Source organism: Streptomyces sp. CB02009, assembly GCF_001905825.1.
GTDB lineage: Bacteria > Actinomycetota > Actinomycetes > Streptomycetales > Streptomycetaceae > Streptomyces.
Genome location: NZ_LIVV01000005.1, coordinates 375,587 through 397,796 on the forward strand (window position 1 = coordinate 375,587; position 22,210 = coordinate 397,796).

General features: G+C 74.2%; 23 protein-coding genes. 4 read left to right on the forward strand and 19 right to left on the reverse strand.

Going from position 1 to position 22,210, the window contains the following annotated elements:
* The first annotated feature begins 6 nt into the window (after window positions 1–6).
* Window positions 7–1,029 (forward strand): hydroxyacid dehydrogenase, encoded by a 1,023-nt coding sequence (locus AMK27_RS21160; protein WP_073910524.1) that lies wholly within the window; start codon window positions 7–9, stop codon window positions 1,027–1,029.
* Here AMK27_RS21160 and AMK27_RS21165 read toward each other — a convergent pair.
* Window positions 1,006–4,449 (reverse strand): hypothetical protein, encoded by a 3,444-nt coding sequence (locus AMK27_RS21165; protein WP_073910528.1) that lies wholly within the window; start codon window positions 4,447–4,449, stop codon window positions 1,006–1,008. The genes AMK27_RS21160 and AMK27_RS21165 overlap by 24 nt on opposite strands.
* Before the next feature lie 46 nt (window positions 4,450–4,495).
* Between AMK27_RS21165 and AMK27_RS21170 the strand changes: the two genes are divergently transcribed.
* Window positions 4,496–5,194: an ester cyclase gene (locus AMK27_RS21170; RefSeq protein WP_073910531.1), complete on the forward strand. Its 699-nt coding sequence runs from the start codon at window positions 4,496–4,498 to the stop codon at window positions 5,192–5,194.
* Between the two features lie 303 nt (window positions 5,195–5,497).
* Here the strand turns inward: AMK27_RS21170 and groL are convergent, their stop codons facing one another.
* The 4 genes from groL to AMK27_RS21190 all read right to left on the reverse strand — a co-directional run bounded on the left by groL (window position 5,498) and on the right by AMK27_RS21190 (window position 8,907).
* The gene (gene groL, locus AMK27_RS21175) at window positions 5,498–7,126 is read right to left on the reverse strand and encodes a chaperonin GroEL (RefSeq protein ID WP_073910534.1); all 1,629 of its coding nucleotides are present in this window, start codon (window positions 7,124–7,126) and stop codon (window positions 5,498–5,500) included.
* Window positions 7,127–7,236: 110 nt separating this feature from the next.
* Window positions 7,237–7,545 carry a co-chaperone GroES gene (gene groES / locus AMK27_RS21180; RefSeq protein WP_017239619.1) on the reverse strand — a complete coding sequence of 103 codons (309 nt, stop codon included), beginning with the start codon at window positions 7,543–7,545 and terminating at the stop codon, window positions 7,237–7,239.
* Between the two features lie 175 nt (window positions 7,546–7,720).
* The gene (locus AMK27_RS21185; protein ID WP_073910537.1) at window positions 7,721–7,948 is read right to left on the reverse strand and encodes a hypothetical protein; all 228 of its coding nucleotides are present in this window, start codon (window positions 7,946–7,948) and stop codon (window positions 7,721–7,723) included.
* Window positions 7,949–7,980: 32 nt separating this feature from the next.
* Window positions 7,981–8,907 (reverse strand): polysaccharide deacetylase family protein, encoded by a 927-nt coding sequence (locus AMK27_RS21190; RefSeq protein ID WP_073910540.1) that lies wholly within the window; start codon window positions 8,905–8,907, stop codon window positions 7,981–7,983.
* 129 nt (window positions 8,908–9,036) lie between these two features.
* On the opposite strand from AMK27_RS21190, the gene AMK27_RS21195 reads away from it, so the two are divergent.
* On the forward strand, window positions 9,037–10,227 hold the full coding sequence (locus AMK27_RS21195) for a class I SAM-dependent methyltransferase (RefSeq protein ID WP_073910542.1): 1,191 nt from the start codon (window positions 9,037–9,039) through the stop codon (window positions 10,225–10,227).
* Window positions 10,228–10,361: 134 nt separating this feature from the next.
* Here the strand turns inward: AMK27_RS21195 and AMK27_RS21200 are convergent, their stop codons facing one another.
* From AMK27_RS21200 to tsaB, 8 genes are all read right to left on the reverse strand, one after another.
* Window positions 10,362–11,042, reverse strand: a complete 681-nt coding sequence (locus AMK27_RS21200) for a hypothetical protein (RefSeq protein ID WP_073910545.1) — start codon at window positions 11,040–11,042, stop codon at window positions 10,362–10,364.
* Window positions 11,043–11,063: 21 nt separating this feature from the next.
* Entirely contained in the window at window positions 11,064–12,269 is a 1,206-nt protein-coding gene (locus AMK27_RS21205; RefSeq protein WP_073911869.1) for an RNA polymerase sigma factor, read from the reverse strand.
* An 82-nt stretch (window positions 12,270–12,351) separates the two neighbouring features.
* Window positions 12,352–12,717, reverse strand: a complete 366-nt coding sequence (locus AMK27_RS21210; protein ID WP_073910548.1) for a YciI family protein — start codon at window positions 12,715–12,717, stop codon at window positions 12,352–12,354.
* 114 nt (window positions 12,718–12,831) lie between these two features.
* Complete coding sequence (locus tag AMK27_RS21215) at window positions 12,832–13,677, reverse strand: polysaccharide deacetylase family protein (RefSeq protein ID WP_079188545.1); 846 nt, start codon at window positions 13,675–13,677, stop codon at window positions 12,832–12,834.
* A 65-nt stretch (window positions 13,678–13,742) separates the two neighbouring features.
* On the reverse strand, window positions 13,743–13,997 hold the full coding sequence (locus AMK27_RS21220; RefSeq protein ID WP_073910555.1) for a hypothetical protein: 255 nt from the start codon (window positions 13,995–13,997) through the stop codon (window positions 13,743–13,745).
* Window positions 13,994–15,109, reverse strand: coding sequence for a tRNA (adenosine(37)-N6)-threonylcarbamoyltransferase complex transferase subunit TsaD (gene tsaD, locus AMK27_RS21225; protein ID WP_073910559.1), 1,116 nt, complete (start codon window positions 15,107–15,109; stop codon window positions 13,994–13,996). Before tsaD ends, AMK27_RS21220 begins: the two co-directional genes overlap by 4 nt.
* Complete coding sequence (gene rimI / locus AMK27_RS21230; RefSeq protein WP_073910563.1) at window positions 15,099–15,596, reverse strand: ribosomal protein S18-alanine N-acetyltransferase; 498 nt, start codon at window positions 15,594–15,596, stop codon at window positions 15,099–15,101. Before rimI ends, tsaD begins: the two co-directional genes overlap by 11 nt.
* Complete coding sequence (gene tsaB / locus AMK27_RS21235; protein ID WP_073910567.1) at window positions 15,593–16,249, reverse strand: tRNA (adenosine(37)-N6)-threonylcarbamoyltransferase complex dimerization subunit type 1 TsaB; 657 nt, start codon at window positions 16,247–16,249, stop codon at window positions 15,593–15,595. The genes rimI and tsaB overlap by 4 nt, the downstream gene beginning before the upstream one ends.
* Before the next feature lie 96 nt (window positions 16,250–16,345).
* On the opposite strand from tsaB, the gene AMK27_RS21240 reads away from it, so the two are divergent.
* Complete coding sequence (locus AMK27_RS21240) at window positions 16,346–16,912, forward strand: L,D-transpeptidase (RefSeq protein ID WP_241847569.1); 567 nt, start codon at window positions 16,346–16,348, stop codon at window positions 16,910–16,912.
* A gap of 240 nt (window positions 16,913–17,152) precedes the next feature.
* Here the strand turns inward: AMK27_RS21240 and AMK27_RS21245 are convergent, their stop codons facing one another.
* The 6 genes from AMK27_RS21245 to AMK27_RS21270 form a co-directional block, all read right to left on the reverse strand.
* Window positions 17,153–17,344 carry a hypothetical protein gene (locus AMK27_RS21245; RefSeq protein WP_073910576.1) on the reverse strand — a complete coding sequence of 64 codons (192 nt, stop codon included), beginning with the start codon at window positions 17,342–17,344 and terminating at the stop codon, window positions 17,153–17,155.
* A gap of 133 nt (window positions 17,345–17,477) precedes the next feature.
* Complete coding sequence (gene tsaE, locus AMK27_RS21250) at window positions 17,478–17,978, reverse strand: tRNA (adenosine(37)-N6)-threonylcarbamoyltransferase complex ATPase subunit type 1 TsaE (protein ID WP_073910580.1); 501 nt, start codon at window positions 17,976–17,978, stop codon at window positions 17,478–17,480.
* Between the two features lie 33 nt (window positions 17,979–18,011).
* Window positions 18,012–19,193 carry an alpha/beta fold hydrolase gene (locus AMK27_RS21255; RefSeq protein ID WP_073910584.1) on the reverse strand — a complete coding sequence of 394 codons (1,182 nt, stop codon included), beginning with the start codon at window positions 19,191–19,193 and terminating at the stop codon, window positions 18,012–18,014.
* Window positions 19,194–19,203: 10 nt separating this feature from the next.
* Window positions 19,204–20,352, reverse strand: a complete 1,149-nt coding sequence (gene alr, locus AMK27_RS21260) for an alanine racemase (protein WP_073910588.1) — start codon at window positions 20,350–20,352, stop codon at window positions 19,204–19,206.
* Between the two features lie 20 nt (window positions 20,353–20,372).
* Window positions 20,373–20,600, reverse strand: a complete 228-nt coding sequence (locus AMK27_RS21265) for a hypothetical protein (protein WP_073910591.1) — start codon at window positions 20,598–20,600, stop codon at window positions 20,373–20,375.
* Window positions 20,601–20,648: 48 nt separating this feature from the next.
* Complete coding sequence (locus AMK27_RS21270; protein WP_073910595.1) at window positions 20,649–22,118, reverse strand: bifunctional ADP-dependent NAD(P)H-hydrate dehydratase/NAD(P)H-hydrate epimerase; 1,470 nt, start codon at window positions 22,116–22,118, stop codon at window positions 20,649–20,651.
* Window positions 22,119–22,210: the final 92 nt, after the last annotated feature.

Consider the following 22,210-nt stretch of genomic DNA (forward strand, 5'->3'; position numbering starts at 1 on the left):
ACCACGATGCACCCGACCACCGACAACCGTCCCGCACTGCTGCTCGCGATGGGCGAGGGCGTGACCGAACGCCTCCTCACCGACACCCACCGCGGCCGCCTCGCCGCGCTCACCCGCACGGACCCGCGGCTGGTCGCCCACGACCTGACGTCCCGGGACCCGCGGACCGCCGGCGCGCTGGCCGAGGCCGAGATCCTCCTCACCTGCTGGGGAGCGACGCCCCTGACCACCGACGTCCTGGACCGCGCACCCCGCCTGCGGGCGGTCGTCCACGCGGCCGGCTCGGTCAAGCACCACATCACCGAGGCCTGCTGGGACCGCGGCCTGCGCGTCACCTCGGCCGCCGCGGCCAACGCGCTGCCGGTCGCCGAGTACACGCTCGCCGCGATCCTCTTCGCCGGGAAGCGGGTCCTCGGCTCGGCTCAGCGGTACGCCGAACTCCGCGCCGACCACTCCTGGCTCACCGAGTCCGCGACCTGGGGCAACTACCGCCGCACGGTCGGCATCGTGGGCGCGTCCCGGATCGGCCGCCGGGTCATCGACCTGCTGCGCCCCTTCGACATCGAGATCCTCCTGTACGACCCGTACGTCGACGTCCCGCCCCCCGGCACGGAACTGGTGACCGACCTCGACGAGCTGTGCGCCCGCAGCACCGTCGTCTCGGTCCACGCCCCCCAGCTCCCGTCCACGGCCCACATGATCGGCGCACCCCAACTGGCGGCGATGCGCGACGGAACGACCCTGATCAACACGTCCCGGGGCTCCCTGATCGACGAGCGGGCCCTCCTCCCCCACCTGACCTCCGGCCGCCTCCACGCGACCCTGGACGTCACCGACCCGGAACTCCCGCCCCCCGACTCCCCCCTCTACACCCTCCCGAACGTCCTGCTCACCCCGCACGTGGCGGGCTCCCTGGGCAACGAACTCCACCGCATGGCGGACCAGGCGCTCGACGAGGTGGCGCGCTACACCCGGGGCGAACCGTTCGCGGAGGAGGTACGGGCGTCAGACCTCCAGCGCTCGGCGTAGCCGGCCGGCCTCGGCGAGGACCAGGGGGACGGCGTCGGGCTCGTGGCGCAGCACGGCGGGCAGCGCCTCGTACCAGGGCCCCACGTGCAGGGCCAGCGCGGTGATCTCGCGGGCGCGGCCGGGGTCGGGGTGGGCCAGGGCCAGCACCGCGTAGGCCCCGGCCCGGGCGAGCCCGACGCGGGCGAGGCCGTCGAGAAGGACCTCGGCCCGCCCGTGCTCACCGGCGCGGGCCAGCTCCTCCGCGAGGTCGAGCCGCAGCGCGGCCGTCTCCTCGGTCAGCTCCGCCGTCGCCTCCGCCACCAGCGACTCCGCGGCGTCGAAGCCGCCCGCCGCGACCCACGCCCGCGCCACGAACGACACCTCGCGGCGCCCGTCGGCGAACCGGAGGTACGCCGACGCCTCCGCCAGCAGCTCCGCGGCCTGCTCCCGCCGCCCCAGGACCGTCTGCGCCCGCACCACGGCGGCCAGCGGCACCGCCGTGTACCGCAGGGTCCCGCGCGCGGCGGCCACCGCGCGGTCCAGCTCCAGGGCCGCCTCGCCGTCCCGGCCCTCCCCGTGCAGGGCCCGGGCGCGGTCCGCACGCCCCTGCACCTCCGCGACCGGGACCCCGGTCTCGGGCGCGGGCAGCAGGGGGCGCGGTACGCCGTCGACAGCCAGCCGCACGCAGCCGCGTCGCACGGCCGGCCGGCCGAACTCCCGGATCAGCTCGTCGGGCCCCTCGGCGCCCCGGGCGCGGGCGATCAGCCCGACCAGGTACTCCCGCTGGTTGACGCGTGCTCCCCGGGACTGCAGCTCGGCCTCCTCGAACCGGCCCGTGGCGAGGAGGGCCCTGACGACCCGGAGGAGGTGCGGCTCCCGGTTCGTCCCCGCCGTCAGGCCGTCCGTGAGGAGCCGGGCGGGCGCGAGGTGCCCCGCCAGGGCCAGCGCCTCCGCCACGGCGGCCAGGACAGGGGCGACGTGCTCGTGCCGGGGCGCGCGGCTCGCCTCCTCCACCCGGCTGAGGAGTGCGGCGGCCCGCTCGCGGTGACCGGCCGCGGTGAGGGCGCGGGCGAGGCACACCTTCAGGCCCGCCCCCTGCGGATCGGTCACGTCCGGTTCGCTCGCGGCCAGTGCCTCGGCCTCCTCGACGTGCCCCGTCCTGACGAGGGCCCCGATGGCCGCCCGTACGGCGCGGGGACGGCTGAACCGGTCGGTCAGCGCGGCGAGAACGGGACGGATCCTGTCGACGGCGTCCGCCTCCGCCCATGCCTCGACGAGTGCGGCGCGGGCGTGGCTGCGGCTGCTCTCCGAGACGAGCAGATCGAGCAGCCCCTCCGCCCGGTCCGGGTCCCCCCGCTCCGCCAGCGCCTTGACCAGGGCGAGGCGCATCGCCTCACCGTGCCGCGAGGTCCCGGGCTCCACGGCGAGCGCCTCGGCCCGCCCGGCGGCTCCGGCGGCCACGAGTGCGGTGATCAGCTCGGCGGCGAGCTCGCTCCCGCCGGCGGGGGCCTCGTCCTCCACGACGGCGAGCGCCTCGTCGACGAGCCGGCCGGGCCGGACCGGCTCCTGCGGATCGCCGTCGGCGGCGGCGCCCGGGGGCGGGGAGTCCTGGGCCGTACCCAGGGCCTCGGCGATCCGCAGCAGCCCCAGCATCTTCCCGAACCCCTGCTCCGACCGGGCGAGGGCGAGGGCCTCGGTCGCGCGGGACGATGCCGCGAGGGCGCCGCAGACGATCGCGTGGCCGAGGGCGCGGGTCCGGTCCTCCCGCACCTCCCGTACCGCCCCCAGAGCACGCCGGAAGTCGCCCGTGCCGCAGCGGAAGGCCACCAGGGCCAGCAGCGGACGACGGCGCAGGATCGGCCCCGCCAGCGCGTTCATGACCTCCTCCGCCCGGTCCGCGGCGCCGACGGCGAGCCAGGAGTCGCCGACGGCCCAGAGCGCGAAGGGCCGTTCCTGGCTCTGGTGTTCGGCGCGGGCCAGGGAGTCGGCCTCGTCCAGGAGGGCGTGGGCCCGTTCCCGCGGGCCGTCGGCGTGCAGCAGCTCGGCGACGGCGCACAGCGCCCGGATCCGGTTCGGCGGTGCGAGTCCGCGTGCGAGCGCCAGCGCGCGGTCCCGCTCGCCGAGCTCGGCCCAGGCGACGGGCAGTCCGGCGGGGACCTGGCCGTTGCGGTCCCGCAGCGCGGCCCGCCGCAGGGCGAGCCGCAGCAGCGCGGTGAGCAGGGCGGGGCGGTCGCCCCGCGCGAGCACCGCCTCCCCCGCCGCCTCGATCTCGGCGAGCGCCGCCCCGTCGCCGCCCGTGGCGGCGAGCAGCCGGTCGTGCCGTACCGCGTCGAGCGCGCAGTCCACCATCGCGTCCGGGTCTCCGGCCGCCCGCAGCATGGTGAACCAGCCGTGCAGCAGGTACGCGGGCGTGTCCGCCGGCCAGCCCCCGGCCCGTCGGCTCTCCGCCCAGCCGCGCAGGACCCCGCGCCACCGCTCCTGTTCGCGCGGGCCCAGCATCTCCCGCGCCTGGACGACCAGTTCCTCGTGGGCGAGGAGATAGCCCTCGCCCCGGAGCGCGAACGTACGCCCCGGGCCGGTGCGCAGCAGGTCCCGCACCCGGTAGGGCACGTCTCCGGTCAGCTCCGCGAGGTCGTCCGCCGTCAGTCCGCCGCCCGAGGCGGTGACCAGCCCCAGGAGCTCGTACGGGAGACCTCCGGTCGCCAGCAGGTGCTTGAGCTCGCGCTCGGCCTCCGCCCTGATCGCGCGGGCCTGCGGGGAGGGCGGGAGGAGCCGTACGATCTCCGGGTTCCTCAGCGGATGGTCCGGCCGTACGTCCGCCGGGAGCGGCGGGTTGAGCCGGCCGGAGACGACGACGGGGCCGGCGGCGGGCAGCAGGCTCGCGATCGAGCGGGCCTCAGGGCCCGTCGTCACGCCCCGGTCCTCGTCGAGGCCGTCGACGAGCAGGACCAGCCGTTCGCCGCGCGCGGCGCAGGCCCGGGAGGCCTCGCCGTACAGGCGGAACAGGTGGGCGTCCTTGGTGGCGGCGGTCAGATGGGCCGGGATCCCCTCGCCCGCCAGCTCCGCGAGTTGCTCCAGGACCACGTCGACGTACGCGACGGCGTCGTTCTGCGAGCCGAGGCGGGCGGTGATGAAGAAGGGGACGATCCGCACGCCGGCCGGCGGGTTCAGCGCGAACCAGGCCATGAGCGCCGTCTTCCCGGCCCAGGCGTCCGCCCGCCACCACCGGTACCCGTCCCCCGTACGGCAGAACGCGGCCAGCTCGGCCAACTCGTCCTCGCGGCCGATGAGTTCCGGCGGTGCGATGCGCCGGACCTGTTCCCGGTACGCCGAGCGGACCGTCGTCCCCGTGCCGAATCCCACCTGGTTGCCGTCGCCGATCACGACGACGCCCGCCTCGTTGTCGACCGTGACCGGTCGCTCTCCCCCTGCCCGCTCCATGCGCCCAACCTAGACTGGAGGGATCCCACCTGGGTCGGGAGGCGTCATGACGTTCACGCAGATCATCGACTTCAAGACCAGCCGGATCGACGACATGAGCCGGCTCATGGACCGGTGGATCGAGCAGACCAAGGGCAAGCGGACCGCCACGCACAGCGTTCTCGGCAAGGACCGGGCCGATTCCACGCACCTCGTGGAGATCGTGGAGTTCCCGTCCTACGACGTGGCCATGCGGAACTCGCAGCTTCCCGAGACGGACCGGATCTTCCGGGAGATGGTCGCGCTCTGTGACGAGATGCCGACGTTCACGGATCTCGACGTGGTCCGGGACGAGGCGATGTACAAGAACAACGCCAGGCGGCTCATGGAGATGTTCTCCGACCAGCCGGAGCTGGCGCTGCTCGACGAGGTGCTGGCCGAGGGGTACCACGACCACGATCCGACCAATGAGCAGGACGTCATCGGCATGGACGCCGTCCGGCGCGAGGTGGAGATGTGGCGGGGCGGCTTCGACTTCGCGTTCACCGTCGACGACCAGATCGCCGAGGGCGACCGGGTCTGCACCCGCTGGACGTGGCGGGGCAGCCACACCGGGGACTTCATGGGGCTGCAGCCGACCGGCATGGACGTGAGCATGACCGGCACGGTGATCCACCGCTTCCGGGACGACGGGAAGATCGTCGAGGGCTGGTGGCAGTACGACCTGCTCGGGCTCATGGGGCAGCTCGGCGCCGTGGAGGGGTGAGACGGGCGGCTGTCGCGGCGACCGGTCTCCCCACGACAGCGACCGCACCGAGGCGGGTGCCCGCGCGACGACGACCGCACCGTGGCCGGTACCCGCGCGACGGCGACACACCGAGGGCGGTGCCCACGCGACGGCGACCACACCAAGGCTGGCGCCCCCGCGACCGCGACCGCACCGAGGCCCGTGCACCCGCGCAGGCGACACTCCAAGGCCCGGGCCCCGTCGCACGCGACGCACCGAGGCCCGGTGCCCCCGCGACGGGGGCACCGGGCCTCGGTGGTCAGCTACGCGCTAGGACACGCCTCAGTGGGAGTGGCCGTGACCGTGGCCGTGGCCCGCGTCCGCCGGCTCCTCTTCCTTCTTCTCCACCACGAGGGTCTCGGTGGTGAGGAGGAGGGAGGCGATCGAGGCGGCGTTCTCCAGGGCGGAGCGCGTCACCTTCACCGGGTCGATGACGCCGGCCTTGACCAGGTCGCCGTACTCGCCGGTCGCGGCGTTGAAGCCCTGGCCCTTGTCGAGCTCCGCCACCTTCGAGGTGATGACGTAGCCCTCGAGGCCGGCGTTCTCGGCGATCCAGCGCAGCGGCTCGACGGCGGCGCGGCGGACGACCGCGACACCCGTGGCCTCGTCACCGGTCTTGTCGAGGTTGCCCTCGAGGACCTTGACGGCGTGGACGAGCGCGGAGCCACCGCCGGAGACGATGCCCTCCTCGACCGCGGCACGGGTCGCCGAGATGGCGTCCTCGAGGCGGTGCTTCTTCTCCTTCAGCTCCACCTCGGTGGCGGCGCCGACCTTGATCACGCACACGCCGCCGGCCAGCTTCGCGAGGCGCTCCTGGAGCTTCTCGCGGTCCCAGTCGGAGTCCGTGGACTCGATCTCGGCCTTGATCTGGTTGACGCGGCCCTGCACCTCGGACGAGTCGCCGCCACCGTCGACGATCGTGGTGTCGTCCTTGGTGATGGTGACGCGGCGGGCGGTGCCGAGCACGTCCAGGCCGGCCTGGTCGAGCTTGAGGCCGACCTCCTCGGCGATGACGGTCGCACCGGTGAGGGTGGCGATGTCACCGAGCATGGCCTTGCGGCGGTCACCGAAGCCGGGGGCCTTGACGGCCACGGCGTTGAAGGTGCCACGGATCTTGTTCACGACCAGGGTCGACAGGGCCTCGCCCTCGACGTCCTCGGCGATGATCAGGAGCGGCTTGCCGGCGCCGGCCTGGATGACCTTCTCCAGGATGGGCAGCAGGTCCTGGATCGAGGAGATCTTGCCCTGGTTGATCAGGATGTACGGGTCGTCGAGGACGGCCTCCATACGCTCCTGGTCGGTCACCATGTACGGGGACAGGTAGCCCTTGTCGAAGGCCATGCCCTCGGTGAAGTCGAGCTCCAGGCCGAAGGTGTTGGACTCCTCGACGGTGATGACACCGTCCTTGCCGACCTTGTCCATCGCCTCGGCGATGAGCTCGCCGACCTGCTGGTCCTGCGCGGAGAGCGCGGCGACGGCGGCGATGTCGGACTTGTCCTCGATCGGGCGCGCGGTGGCGAGCAGCTCGTCGGAGACGGCCTTGACGGCGGCGTCGATGCCCTTCTTCAGGGCGGCCGGGGAGGCACCCGCGGCGACGTTGCGCAGACCCTCGCGGACCAGGGCCTGGGCGAGCACGGTGGCGGTGGTGGTGCCGTCACCCGCGATGTCGTTGGTCTTGGTCGCCACCTCCTTCACCAGCTGGGCGCCGAGGTTCTCGTACGGGTCCTCGATCTCGACCTCGCGGGCGATCGTGACACCGTCGTTGGTGATGGTGGGGGCGCCGAACTTCTTGTCGATGACGACGTTGCGGCCCTTGGGGCCGATCGTCACCTTCACCGTGTCGGCAAGCTTGTTGACGCCGCGCTCAAGGGCGCGACGGGCGTCCTCGTCGAACTTCAGGATCTTCGCCATGGGAGCGGTTCAGCCCTCTCGGAATGGGGTGGAACGAACCGCGCCCCCGGACGCCCTGTGCGGGGTCAAGGGGCGCAGCTCAAAGCATCTGCTTCAGATACTTCGGTGAATTACTTCTCGACGATCGCGAGCACGTCGCGAGCCGAGAGGACGAGGTACTCCTCGCCGTTGTACTTCACCTCGGTGCCGCCGTACTTGCTGTACAGCACGATGTCGCCGGTCTTGACGTCGAGCGGCAGACGCTCGCCGTTCTCGAAGCGACCCGGGCCCACCGCGAGGACGACGCCCTCCTGGGGCTTCTCCTTCGCGGTGTCCGGGATGACCAGGCCAGAGGCGGTGGTCTGCTCGGCGTCGAGCGGCTGGACCACAATGCGGTCCTCGAGCGGCTTGATGGCAACCTTGGAGCTGGTGGTCGTCACGATCCGACCTCCCCCTTCGGAGATCTCGGGGTCAACTGTCTGAGGTGGCGACCAGGTGGATCCGTCGTCGCGGGTGCCGGACCTGCCCGTCGCTCTGTTGGCACTCTCCAGTGGTGAGTGCCAGAGCCGAGACTATGACCGCGATTAGCACTCGGTCAAGCGGAGTGCCAATTCCTCACCCGTGGCGGTTCGCTTCCGGCCTCGGGAGCGCGCCCCCGGACGCCGCGGCCGGCTCCGCCGCGCCGGTGCCGACGCGTTCGGCGGCCTTCCGGCCGAGCCGCTCGATGGAGTCCACGGTCGAGGCGCAGCCGGTCAGCCCCAGCACGAGCACGGCGGCCAGGAGGGGCAGCGCCCGCGGTCCGCCCGCGCGGCGGCTTCGCCTCGCACGCGGGTCCCACGTCACGCGCGGCCCTCGCGTCCTGCGCAGTCCTCGCGTCACACGTAGTCCTCGAGCTTCGCGACCGCGTACCCCTTGGCCGTGATCACGTTCATCACCCGGCGGACCATGTCGGCCATGCTGCCCTTCCAGTCCTCCTTGCCCCGGAAGTGGGTGAGGACGATGTCGCCGGGGTGCAGGTCCCGGTCCCACTCGCGCCACTCCATGTGGTCGGGGAAGGCCTCCGCCGCCCAGAGCGGGACGGCCTTGACGCCGCAGGTGGCGGCGGCGCGCAGGGTGTCCTCGTTGTAGTTGCCGTATGGCGGGCGGAACAGCGGGGGCCGCGTGCCGAATCGTTTCTCGATGACGTCCTGCATGCCGCAGATCTCGCGCTTCTGCTGCTTGTACGAGAGTCCCGGCAGGTAGCGGTGGTTGAGGGTGTGGTTGTGCAGGGACACCCCCGACTCCTGCGACTTCTGCATCCGGGCGAAGTAGGCGTAGTCGTCCTTGACGACGTAGTCGCTGAGGAAGGCGCTGTAGGGGATCTTCAGCTCCTGCATCATCCGCAGCAGTTCGGGGTCCTTCTCCGAGCCGTCGTCGATCGTCAGGAAGACGATCTTCTGCTTGGTCGGGACGGTGGTGAAGACGGGCGGCAGGTCCTCGCCGTCGGTCTCGAAGCCCTTGCGGGTGGTGATCTTCGGCTTGACGGCGGGCGGGGCCGGGGCTTCGAGCGGCGGCTTGGCGAGGCCCCACTTCTTCGCGGCGAGCACGCGCGCGGCGCGCTGCTTGTGGACCTTCTCGACGTACGCGTTGAGCGCGCCGGCCGCGCCCTGCTCCTGGGCCCGCGCCTGCTGCCCGGCGGCGGGGGCGGGCGCGCCGCGGTCCGGCTCGGCGCTGTCGGAGCAGCCGGTGGCGGCGGAGGCGAGGGCGGCGACGACGAGCACCGCCCCGAGCACCCGGGAGGAACCGTGCACACCTTTTGCCATCGTTTATTCCTTTTGTCGTACGAGTCGTATGGCGCCGCATCCTGTCAGCGCGGAGGCTCGTTCCGTGGTGCGACACCGCCGTACGCGGCCCCGGTCCCCCGGCCGGCCCACACCACCGCAGGGCCCACAATGGGACGGGTGACCGACCTCGCCTCCTTCGCCCCGCTGTTCACCCCCGAGGGACAGACGCTCCTCGCGGCCCTCCGCGACCACGACCCCGCCCAGGAGCTGGCGGTCGTCTCCCGGCTGCGCCGCGACCACCCCGCCGAGCTGGTGACGGCTGCCGTCGGGCAGGCGCGGCTGCGGCAGCGGGCGGTGGCAAAGTTCGGCGCGGAGGACGCGTACCGGATGTACTTCACGCCGAACGGCGTCGAGCAGTCGACCCGCGCCTCGGTCGGCACCTACCGGGCCGGCCGGATGAAGGCGCTCGGGATCCGCAGCGTCGCCGACCTCTGCTCCGGTATCGGCGGCGACGCGATCGCACTCGCCCGCGCCGGGATCTCCGTCCTCGCCGTGGACCGCGACCCGCTGACGGCGGCGGTCGCCCGCGCCAACGCCGAGGCGCTCGGCCTCGCGGAGCTCATCGAGGTGCGGTGCGCGGACGTCACCGAGATCGACACCGCCCCGTACGACGCGGTCTTCGTCGACCCGGCGCGGCGCGGCGGCCGGGGCCGGATCTTCGACCCCGAGGCCTACTCCCCGCCGCTCTCCTGGGCCGTCGAGGCGGCCCGCAAGGCCCCGCACGCGGCGCTCAAGGTGGCCCCCGGCATCCCGCACGAGGCGGTCCCCGCGGAGGCCGAGGCCGAGTGGATCTCGGACGGCGGGGACGTCAAGGAGGCCGTCCTCTGGTTCGGCACGGAGCCGGGCGCCCGCCGCGCCACCCTGCTCCCCTCGGGCGCCGGCCTCGTCGGCCGCGGCCTCCCCGACCCGGCGGTCCGCCCGGTCGGCCGCTACCTCTACGAGCCGGACGGCGCGGTCATCCGCGCGCACCTCGTCGCCGAGGTGGCGGAGGAGCTGGCCGGCGGCCTGATCGACGAGACGATCGCGTACGTCACGGCGGACCGGCTGGTTCCGACGCCGTACGCCGCCGCGTACGAGATCACCGACGAACTCCCCTTCAACCTGAAGAAGTTGAAGGCCCTGCTGCGGGAGCGCGAGGTCGGCACCCTGACGGTGAAGAAGCGCGGCTCGGCGGTCGAGCCCGAGGAGATCCGCCGCAAGGTCAAGCCGAAGGGCCCGAACGCGGCGACGGTCCTGCTCACCCGCGTCGCGGGAGCCCCGACGATGCTGATCGGCCGCCCGGCGGGCGGCGGCCGCTGAGCCGCCTCTCAGGGCGTCCGGCGGCCCGCAGCGCTGCCCTCAGGGCGTCCGTCGGGCCCGCAGCGCTGCCCTCAGGGCGTCCGTCGGGCCCGCAGCGCTGCCGCACTTCAGGGGCGTCCGGCGGCCCGCAGCGCTCAGGACGCCTCTGACGGCCCGCGGCCCGCACCCGCACCCGCACCCGCACCACCCGTGCCCGCACCCGAGCCGGTCAGCCGCACCGCGAAGCGGTAGTGCCCCATGGCCTTCACCAGGCCCGTCAGGCCGGTGACCCAGAAGATCATGGCGACGCCCATGCCGTAGGCGACCAGGCCGTAGCCGTCGTAGCGGCTGACGCCCGCCGGGACCGCGAAGCCCATCCAGAGCCCGAAGCCGCACATCGCGAACGACAGCAGCAGCCAGCAGGCGCTGAGGACGGGGGCGCGCAGCCGGGCGTCCGTCGGGCCGTGCCGGTCCAGCTCCGCCCACTGCACGAGGCGCTCGCGGACCGTCCGGTCGCGCCGCAGGCTGCGGACCGTCAGCCACACGGCCGGGACAAGGGCGCCGATGCCGAGGACCGCGGTGACGAGCCCGGTCAGCAGCTTCAGCGGTTCGAACTCGGGCCGTCCGACCGCGATGACCAGGACGCCGACGAGCCCCCAGCCCAGCTGGAGCAGGAGGAACCCGAGCAGGAACATCGCGAGCCGCCCGCCGCCGAGCAGCCGGCGCCCGAGCTCGTCCAGGGCCAGCGCCCGGTCGGCGAGCCGCGCGTCCCGGTCGGGCCAGCTCCGGATCTCGGCGGGCGGGGGCGGCGGGGGCAACGGGTTGCGCGGGGACATGCCAAGCACCCTAAGCGCGCGTCACGGCAGGTCCAACTCCCTTGCCTTTCCGCGCAGGAGCGCCCGTTCGCTCTCGTTGCGGGTGAGGTCCGCCGCCCGCTCGAACTCCGCCCGCGCCTCCTCCGCCCGTCCGAGGCGGGCGAGCAGGTCGCCGCGGACGCTCGGCAGCAGGTGGTAGCGGGCCAGGTCCGGTTCGGCCGCGAGGGCGTCGACGAGCGGCAGCGCCGCCGCGGGGCCGTCGGCCATCGACACGGCGACCGCGCGGTTCAGCTCGACGACCGGCGAGGGGGCGAGGGCGCCCAGCTTCCCGTACAGCGCGGCGATCGTCGCCCAGTCCGTCTCCTCGTACGAGGAGGCCCGCGCGTGGAGGGCGGCGATCGCGGCCTGGAGGGCGTACGGCCCGTACGAGCGCCCGTCGCCGGCGCGTTCGAGCGCGGCGTATCCGCGCCGGATGAGGAGCCGGTTCCAGCGCCGCCGGTCCTGCGCGGCGAGCAGCACCGGGCGCCCGTCGGGCCCGGTCCTGGCCGCCGTCCGGGAGGCCTGGAGCTCCAGCAGGGCGACGAGCCCCTGCGCCTCGCCCTCCTGCGGGACGAGCGCCGCGAGGACGCGGGCGAGCCGCAGCGCGTCCTCGCAGAGGCCCGGCCGCAGCAGGTCGCCGCCGGCGGTCGCCGCGTACCCCTCGTTGAAGATCAGGTAGACGACCTCCAGGACGGAGCCGAGCCGGGCCGCCCGGTCCTCCCCGTAGGGCACCTCGAACTCCACGCCCGCCTTCGCGAGCGCCCGCTTGGCGCGGGTGATCCGGGCCGCGACGGTCGCCTCGGGCACGAGGAAGGCGCGGGCGATCTCGTCGGTCCGGAGCCCGCCGACGAGCCGCAGGGTGAGGGCGGCGCGCGCCTCGGCGGAGAGCACCGGGTGGCAGGCGGTGAAGATCAGCCGCAGCACGTCGTCGTCGATGTCCCCGGGGCCCGAGGGCTCGGGGTCGTACGACTCCTCCGTGAGCGTGCGGCCGACCTCCGCGAGCTTCCGCGCGTACGTCTCCCGCCGCCGCACCAGGTCGACGGCCCGGTGCTTGGCGGCGGCCGTCAGCCAGGCCCCCGGGCGCTCCGGGACGCCGGTCCGCGGCCACTGCTCGAGAGCGGCGACGAGCGCGTCCTGGGCGATCTCCTCGGCGATGCCGACGTCGCGGACGATCCGCGCCACCGTGGCGATGATCCGCGCCGACTCCATCCGGAAGACCGTCTCCAGCGTCTCCTCGACCGTCTGTGCCGTCACGCCTCACATGACAGCACAGGTACGGCTCCGGGACCGGTCAGCCCTCCGGCATCTCCTCGACCTCGCGGACCTCGAGCCCGACCTTCCACTGCGGCGGGTGCACGGCGAGGAACCGCTTCCCCCACTCGACGGCCTCGGCCATGTCCTTGCACTGGAGCATCGCGTAGCCGCCGACGACCTCCTTGGTCTCGGTGAACGGTCCGTCGGTGAACGACAGCTTCCCGTCCGACCAGGTGATCCGGGTGGACTCGGCGGTCGGACGGAGCCCGGCGGTGTCCACCATGGCCCCGGCCTTGGTGATCTCCTCGAAGAGCGCGCCCATCCGCTCCTCGAAGCCGGGGTCGGCGCTCTCCATGTCGATGGTGTTCTCCTCGATGCGGACGAGGGACAGGAAGCGGGGCATGACGACTCCTCGATGACGCGGCGGCGGGGCCGTTCCCCGCCTTCCACACATACGTCGAACGGGAGGAGCCCGCATCGACGACGCGCGAGAAGTTTCTTTCCCGAGGCGTCCGGCTCAGACGTAGTCCTCCAAGCGCGCCACCGTGAAGCCCTGCTCCTGGATGCGTCGGAGCATCGTCGCCGTCATCTCGGTCATCGTCCGGCCCTTGAGCTCGGACGGGCCGCGGAAGTGGGCCAGGATGATGTCGCCGGGGTGCAGGCTCCGGTCGGCGCGCTGGTACTGCATGTTCTTGATCTGCATGGACTCGCGCCACAGCACGATCGCGTCGACGCCGCAGCTGCCCGCCGCCGCGCGGGTGGCCTCGTTCCAGTTGCCGTAGGGCGGGCGGAAGAGGCGCGGGGTCGTGCCGTACCGCTGCGCGAGCTTCGTCTGCTGGCCGCATATCTCCCGGCGCTGGCCTTCCTCGGAGAGGGTGCGCAGGTTGGGATGGGTGAGCGTGTGGTTGGCGAGCCCGTGGCCCTGCGCGACGAGCGGGGTGAAGTACCCGTAGTCGGTGCGGACGGCCGAGTCCGTGAGGAACATCGTGACCGGGACCTTGAGGTCCTTCATCATCCGGACGAACGCGGGGTCCTTCTCCGCGCCGTCGTCGATCGTGATGAAGACGATCTTCTCGGTGGTGGGGATGTCACTGATCACGGGGACCGGGCCGCCCGGCGTGCGCGTCACCGGCTTGACCGCCGGCGGCGCGGGCGGGGCCGGGAAGGGCTTGAGGCCCCAGCGGCGGTACGCGGCGGCGGCCGCGGCCCCGGGCGCCTCGGGTGCCTTCCGCCCGGCGGAGGGATCGGCCGCGGGTGCGTCCGTCGTCGCCGGGGCGGCGGGACCGGGCTGCTCCGCCCCGCAGCCGGTCATCAGGAGAGCGGCGGCGGTCAGCGCCGCCCACAGCGCGATCGTCTTCTTCACGCGCTGTGGGATGCCGGATTCGATCGAAAGGTTGCTCTATTTTCGGTCGTGTGTCGCCGCTGCGGCTATTCGACCGATTCGAAGCGCCAGCGGTGGACCGGGCGGGTGATCAGCTCCGCGTCCGGCTCCGGCAGCTCGGGCAGCTCGGCGTCGAAGGTCTCCGCGTCCCACCAGGTGAGGACGAGGACCCGGTCCTGCGGGGCCCGGAGGACCTCCCGGCGGACCGGTTCGCGGGCCAGGACCCGCGCCCGCGCCCATTCCAGGAGCTCGGCACCCCGGCCCTGCGCGGCCCGCGCCTCCCACATGAGGGTGAGCCTCATGAGTACAGGTTCTCCTTGCTGACCTCGTGCACATGGTCGTGGTCGTGGGAGTGGCCGTGCGCGTGCGCGCCCGGCACGTGCGGGTCCGTCACCGGCAGCGACGAGTCCGCCGACAGCTCCAGGTCGGAGGCGGCCCGGTTGCGGGCCACCATCTCGGAGCCGAGGGCCGCGACCATCGCGCCGTTGTCCGTGCACAGTCCGGGCCGGGGCACCCGCAGCCGGATGCCGGCCCGCTCGCAGCGCTCCTGGGCGAGGGCCCGGAGCCGCGAGTTGGCGGCGACGCCGCCGCCGATCATCAGGTGGTCGACGCCCTCGTCCTTGCAGGCCCGGACGGCCTTGCGGGTGAGGACGTCCACGACCGCCTCCTGGAAGGACGCGGCGACGTCGCGGACCGGCACCTCCTCGCCGGCCGCCCGCTTGGCCTCGATCCAGCGGGCCACGGCGGTCTTGAGGCCGGAGAAGGAGAAGTCGTACGCGGGGTCCCGGGAGCCGCTCAGACCGCGCGGGAACGCGATGGCGGCCGGGTCGCCCTCCTTGGCGAGCCGGTCGATGACCGGTCCGCCGGGGAAGCCGAGGTCGAGCACCCGGGCGATCTTGTCGAAGGCCTCGCCGGCGGCGTCGTCGATGGTGGCGCCCAGCGGGCGCACGTCGGAGGTGATGTCGGCGGAGAGCAGCAGCGAGGAGTGGCCGCCGGAGACGAGCAGCGCCATCGTCGGCTCGGGGAGCTTGCCGTGCTCCAGCTGGTCGACGCAGATGTGCGAGGCGAGGTGGTTGACGCCGTAGAGCGGCTTGCCGAGGGCGTAGGCGTAGGCCTTGGCCGCAGAGACGCCGACGAGCAGCGCGCCCGCGAGGCCGGGGCCGGCCGTGACGGCGATGCCGTCGAGGTCCTTGGCGGAGATCCCGGCCGTCTTGAGGGCGCGCTCGATCGTCGGGACCATCGCCTCCAGGTGGGCGCGGGAGGCGATCTCGGGCACGACGCCGCCGAAGCGGGCGTGGGTGTCGACGCTGGACGCGACGGCGTCCGCGAGGAGCGTGGTCCCGTGGACGATGCCGACGCCGGTCTCGTCGCAGGAGGTCTCGATGCCGAGTACGAGCGGTTCGTCAGCAGCCATCAGAATCAGTCTCAGTTCCTTGAACGGTCAGTCGCATCACGAGCGCGTCCACGTTTCCGGGCTGGTAGTAGCCGCGCCGGAATCCGATGGGCTCGAAGCCGAAGCGCTCGTAGAGCTTCTGGGCCCGGGTGTTGTCCACGCGCACTTCGAGGAGCACCTCTTCGCACTCGAAGGCGGTGGCGTGGTGGAGCAGGTCGGTGAGGAGCCGGGCGCCGAGCCCCGTGCCCCACTGGTCGCGGGCGACGGCGATCGTCTGCACGTCGCCGAGTCCGCCGGCCGCGGCGAGCCCCGCGTACCCGACGAGCCGGCCGTCGGCGGTCTCCGCCACGAGGTAGCGGCGGGTGGCCCGCGGCCCGCGCGCGTGCGCGAGCTCCGACCAGAACATCCCCGCCGACCAGGCGTCCTCGGGGAACAGCTCGTCCTCGAGGGCCAGCACCGGCGGGATGTCCCACCAGCGCATCTCGCGCAGTTCCACGGCCCCGGTCATTGGGGAGTGACCACCTTGTAGTTCTTCGGCACCTGGGCGTCGGGGCGGCGCAGGTACATCGGCAGCGGGTCGAGGAAGCCGCCCTCGCCGGCCGCGAGCCGTTCCGCGGCGAGCGCGGCGAGCGCGGCCGCCGACTGGTGCTCGGGGTCCCGGGCGTCGGGGAACGCCTCGGGGTAGAGGCGGGCGCCCGCGCCGACGACGGGGAGGCCGGCCAGCCGCTCGGCGATCTCGGCGGGCCGGTCGACGGCCGCGTCGGTCACCCGGGTGCGGGAGTCGTCGTACCGCGCCCAGTAGACCTCCTTGCGGCGCGCGTCGGTGGCGACGGCGAACGGCTCGTCGATCCCGGAGGCGTACGCGAGTCCGTCGAGGGTGCACAGGCCGTGCACCGGGACGCCGAGCGCGGAGGAGAAGGCCGCGGCCGTGACGAGGCCGACCCGGAGGCCGGTGTACGGCCCGGGGCCGACGCCGACGACGATCCCGGTGACCGCGTCGAGCTTCAGCCCGGCCTCCTTGAGGACCCGGTCGACGGCGGGCAGCAGCAGCTCCCCGTGGCGGCGGGCGTCGACCTGCTCCGACGAGGCGACGACGGCCTCGCCGTCGTGGAGGGCGACGGTGACGGCGGGGGTGGCGGTATCCATGGCGAGCAACAGCACGCGAACAGCCTACGGCTCCCGGGCACGGTGCCCCGCCCCTCGCTCCCCCGGCTGCTACCGTCACCCTTCGATACGTTCGTACGAGAGGTGGGCACGGTGGCACGGAGCAGCTCGGGATTCGTGGCCGGGCTCACGGCGGCGGCCGTCGCCGCGGTCTGCTTCCTGGCGTACCAGGCCTCGGCGAACGCCCCTGCCGACGTCTCGGCCGCTCCCCGGACCCCCGGCACCTCCGCCCCCTCGGTCTCTCCGAGCGGCGGCCCGAAGCAGCCGGCGAAGGACCCGCTGGCCGTGCCCGCGGCCTCCGGCAGCGGCGAGCGCGTCGTGTACTCCCTCGCCGACCGCCGGGTCTGGCTGGTCGACGCGAAGGGCAAGGCCTCCCGGACGTTCACGGTGATGCCGAGCACGGTGGACCCGGCGCCGGGCGCGTACAGCGTGACCTCCCGCTCGGGCTCGGTCCGCGGCTCGGACGGCGTGCAGATCGAGCACGTGGTGCGGTTCGCGACGGCCCAGGACGTGGCGATCGGCTTCAGCGCGGCGGTCGACGGCTCGACGCCGAGCCCGGACCCGGCGCGGAAGACCGGCGGCATCCGCATGAAGCGGGCCGACGGGGACGCGCTGTGGACGTTCGCGTCGATCGGCGCGAAGGTCGTCGTCGTCGCGTAGTGGTCGTCGCGTAGTAACCGCGGACGCGCCATGAGCTCGCCGCGGGTCCGCCTCGGGCGGGCCGCTCAAGGCCGCCCTCTCCGCGGACCGCAGGTTCACCCCTCCGGGGCGTCCGCGTCAGCCCTCCGGGGCCGGACGGGGCCGCACGCACGACGGCGGGGCCGGACGGGGCCGCACGCACCGCTCAGCGTCCCGGAGCCGCACGGATCGGCCGCACCGCCCCAGGCCGGACGCCCCCGGCTACGCCGCTCTGTCGCGCACGACCCGCACGATCCGCTCGACCTGCCCGGCCCTCGCCCCGCGCTCCTCGTCCGCCCGGTCGGGGCGGACGCCTGGCGGGGTCGACACGGCGCGGGCGGCCGCGCAGGATGCCAGCAGCTCACTCATCGAGACGTGGTCCCGGACGGGTTCCGCGCGCTTCGGCGTCGCCATGCATGCCTCCCGTAGGTTAGGTTCACCTAACCAGCTCGTGCATCCATGTCACCACGGCACGTGCGAACGACGCAACACCTTCCCGACACGTTGTCGGAAACTACGTACGACCGTGGGCCCGGCGTACCGCCGGTCAGAGCACGCCCAGGTCCTCGTCGGCCCAGCGCGGCCCGATCCCGCGCAGCACGACCGTGCGCCGGTCGTCGTCGGTGTCGCCGGTCAGCCGGTGGATCAGCAGGTGCAGCCGGTCGTCGGTCAGCTCCTCGACCTTCCCGTCACCCCATTCGACGACCACGACCGACTCGGGCAGCGAGACGTCGAGGTCCAGATCCTCCATCTCGTCGAGTCCGCCGCCGAGGCGGTACGCGTCCACGTGCACCAGCGCGGGGCCGTCGACCAGGGACGGGTGGACACGGGCGATGACGAAGGTCGGGGAGGTGACGGCACCCCGCACACCGAGGCCCTCGCCGAGGCCCCGCGTGAGGGTGGTCTTCCCGGCGCCGAGTTCACCGGTGAGCATGACGAGGTCGCCGGGGCGGAGGATCTTCGCGAGACGGCGGCCGAGCTCCTGCATCTGCTGGGGGGAGTCGATGGCGAGAGTGGCGCCGGAGACGGGCGGGTGCGCTGCTTCCATACCCGCCAACTTAACCGTTGCGGATGTCCGGCCTCACCGTGGCGGCCGCACCGTGGCGGCCGCCGCCGCGGCCTCCGGGACGGCCCCCACCCGGACGAGCAGGTCGGCGAGCCGGTCGGTGACCGCCTCCGGGTGCTCCAGCATCACCAGGTGACCGCCGTCCGGCACGATGACGAGCTCCGCCTCCGGGAGGAGGTCGGCGATGGCCTCGGTGTGGGAACTCGGGGTGACCAGGTCGCGGTCGCCGGCGAGCGCGAGCACCGGGAGGTCGCGGAGGACGGCCAGTGCCGCGGACTTGTCGTGCTCGGCGAAGGCCGGGTAGAAGGCGGCGACCACGTCGATGGGGGTGGACTCGATCATCCGCTCGGCGAAGCGGGCGACGGCGGGGTCCACGTCCCTCGACGCGAACGAGTACTTCTTGATGAGCCCGGCGAACAGGTCCGCGGTCGCCCGCCGGCCCCGCTCCACCAGCTCGGCCTGCGAGCCGAGCGCGCGCAGCACACCGGGCAGGACCCGCCGGACGGCGTTGACGCCGGCGATCGGCAGGCCGTACGTGACCTCGGCGAGGTTCCCGGCGGACGTACCGACGAAGGCGACGCCGACGACCCGGTCGCGGACGAACTCCGGGTACCGCTCCGCGAGCGCCATGATCGTCATGCCGCCCATCGAGTGCCCGACGAGGACGAGCGGCCCCTCGGGCGCGGCGGCGTCGAGGACCGCCTTGAGGTCGCGGCCCAGCTGGTCGATGGTGACGGGCACGGCGTCGGCGCCGGACTGGGCGACGCCCTGACCGGAGCGGCCGTGGCTGCGCTGGTCCCAGTGGACGGTCCGGACCAGACCGCGCAGCGCGGCCCGCTGGAAGTGCCAGGAGTCCTGGTTGAGGCAGTAGCCGTGACTGAGGACGACGGTCACGGGGGCGGGCTCCTTGCGCCCGAAGAGCCGCCGCCTACGGGCCGGCGGGGTGTCCGGCGCTACCTCGTCGACCTCGTAGTACAGGACCGTCGAGTCGTCGGCGAGGGCCCGGCCCGGGGTCCCGCGCAGCCCGCCGTACGGGCCGGTGGAGTCGAGGGCGAGCCGCGCCTTCTGCCGTACGGACCGGCCGACGGTGAGGCGCTCGACGGCCACCCCGGCGGCGGCCCCCGCCGCGAGGACGCCTATCGCGGCGCCGGCGAATCCGGCGCGGCGCCACGTACCGGTGCTGCTGGACTCGCCCATGGGCCCCCCTCTATCCGCCCAGGTACACGCGCGGGACGCGCGCGCCGATCCGGGTGACGATCTCGTACGCGATGGTGTCGGCGGCCACCGCCCAGTCCTCCGCGGTCGGTTCGCCCCGGTCGCCGGGCCCGAACAGCACGGCCTCGGTGCCCGGCGCGGGATCGTCCCCGCCCAGGTCGACGACGAACTGGTCCATGGCGACGCGCCCGGCGACGGTCCGGACGGTGCCGTCGACGAGGACGGGGCCGCGGCCGGAGGCGTGCCGGGGGACGCCGTCGGCATAGCCGAGCGGGACGAGGCCGAGGGTCGTCTCGGCGTCGGTGACGTAGTGGTGGCCGTAGCTGACGCCGTGGCCGGCCGGGACCCACTTGACCAGGGCGACGCTCGCCTTGAGCGACATCACCGGCCGCAGCCCCAGTTCGGCGGAGGTGCCCAACTCCGGGCTCGGCGACACCCCGTACACGGCGATACCGGGACGGACCAGGTCGAAGTGGGCCTCGGGGAGCGTGAGCGTGGCCGGCGAGTTGGCGATGTGCCGGACCTCGGGCTCGACGCCCGCCTTCTCGGCGTGGTCGAGCAGCGAGCGGAAGACATCGAGCTGCGCGGCGATGGAGGGGTGGTGCGGCTCGTCGGCACAGGCGAAGTGCGACCAGAGCCCGGTGACCTTGACGAGCCCGTCGGCCTCGGCCTTCAGGGCCGCCCCGACCAGCTCGGGCCAGTCGGCCGGCTGACAGCCGTTGCGCCCGAGCCCGGTGTCGGCCTTGAGCTGGACGCGCGCGGTGCCGCCGGTCCTCCTGGCCGCCTCGACGACCTCCTCCAGGGCCCACATCCCGCTCACGGACATGTCGAGACCGGCCTCGATGCCCTGGTCCCAGGGGTCGCCGGGGGTCCAGAGCCAGCACATGACCGGCACGTCCGTGATCCCGGCGGCGCGCAGCGCGAGGGCCTCGTGCGGGGTGGCCGTGCCGAGCCAGTCCGCGCCCGCTTCCAGGGCGGCGCGGGCACAGCGCACCGCGCCGTGTCCGTACGCGTCGGCCTTGACCACGGCCATGATCCGGACGTGGGGGGCGACGCGGGCGCGCAGCGTGCGGACGTTCGCACGCAGCGCACCGAGGTCGATCTCGGCGCGGGCTCTGCGGGGCGGCGGTGTCTCAGTCATCGCGCCCAGTCTCTCAGGTGTCAGCTCCCGGGCCGCTTCCGCCAGATGTAGACCCGGTCACCCTTGCGCGGCACGCCCCGGGGTTCCCGGGCACCACGGCGGCCGGAACGGACGCGGCCGCGACCGACGTCGGGCGTGGCGAGCCGCCCGCGGACACCGGCGAAGGCCCGGCCGCCGCCGGAGAACGGGGAGGAGAACACGGGCGAGTTGTAGACGGTGACCCCGGCGCGCCACGCCCCGGCCGTCACGTCCCGCCCCGCCCCTCAGAGCCCCGCCGTCACGTCCCGGCCCACCCCTCAGAGACCCGCCGTCACATCCCGCCACGCGCCGCCCAGCGCCCCCGCCACGTCCCCCGCCGTCACCGGGCCGCCGCCCGACGCCCGGCGTGCCGCGAGGCCGTGCAGGTACGCCGCGCACGACGCCGCGTCCACCGGGCGCAGCCCCGCCGCGAGCAGCGAGCCCGCGAGGCCCGACAGGACGTCGCCGCTGCCCGCCGTCGCCAGCCACCCCGTCCCCGTCGGGTTCACCCGCACCGCGCCGCCCGCGGCCCGCCCGGCCTCCGTCACCGGCCCGCAGACCAGCGTCGTCGAGCCCTTGAGCAGCACCGTCGCCCCGAACCGCGCCGCCAGTTCCCGTACCGCCGCGAGCCGCCCCGCCTCCACCTCCTCCCGGGTCGCACCGAGCAGCGCCGCCGCCTCCCCGGCGTGCGGGGTGAGGACGGTCGGCGCGCTGCGGGCCCGTACGAGCGCGGGGTCGAGCCCGCGCAGCCCGTCCGCGTCCACGAGCACCGGCACGTCCGAGGCGAGGACCTCCGCGACGCCCGGCTCGTCCCCGAGCCCCGGCCCGACCACCCAGGCCTGCACCCGCCCGGCGCGGTCCGGCGGCCCGGGGTGGACCAGGGTCTCCGGGTGCGCCGCGATCACCGCGTCCGCCGCGGGCCCGACGTACCGCACGGCCCCGGCGCCGCCCCGCAGGGCACCCTCGACGGCGAGCACCGCCGCTCCCGGATAGCGCGCGGACCCGGCGACGACGCCGAGCACCCCGCGCCGGTACTTGTCGCTCTCGGCGGCGGGGACGGGCAGCAGCCGCGCCACGTCCTGGTGCTGGAGCGCCTCCAGGTCGGCCACGCCCGGCAGTTCGGCGCCGAGTCCGATGTCGACGAGGCGCAGCGCGCCCGCGTAGGACCGCGCCGGGTCGACGAGCAGGCCCGGCTTGTACGTCCCGAAGGTGACCGTCACGTCCGCCCGCAGGGCCTCCCCCGCCACCTCGCCGGTGTCCGCGTCGACGCCGCTCGGCAGGTCGACGGCGACGACGACGGCGTCGGAGCCGCGGGCGGCGCGGGCGACGGGCACGGCGTCGGGCCGGAGCCCGCCCCGTCCGCCGATGCCGGTGATGCCGTCGAGGACGAGGTCGGCGGCGGCGAGCGGTTCGAACGGGTCGTCGTGGGCGCTGTCCACGACCCGGCCCCCGGCCGCCCGCAGGGCCGCGAGCCCGCCCTCGTGCGCGCGGTCGCCGAGCAGGACGGCGGTGACTCCGGCGCCGCGGCGGGCGAGCCGGGCCCCGGCGTAGAGGGCGTCGCCGCCGTTGTCGCCGCTGCCGACGAGGAGGGCGACCCTCGCCCCGTACACCCGTCCCTTCCCGAGGAGGGAGCAGCAGGCGGCGGCGAGTCCGGCGGCGGCGCGCTGCATGAGCGCGCCTTCGGGGAGTCGGGCCATGAGGGCGGCTTCGGCGGCCCGTACGGTCTCCACGCGGTGAGCGGTACGCATGGGGGCAGTCTGCCGCAGCCCCCGGACGCCCGCCCGCCGCCGTTCGCAGGGGGGTTGACGCCCTCCCCAATCCAACTTAGGTTTGCCTTACC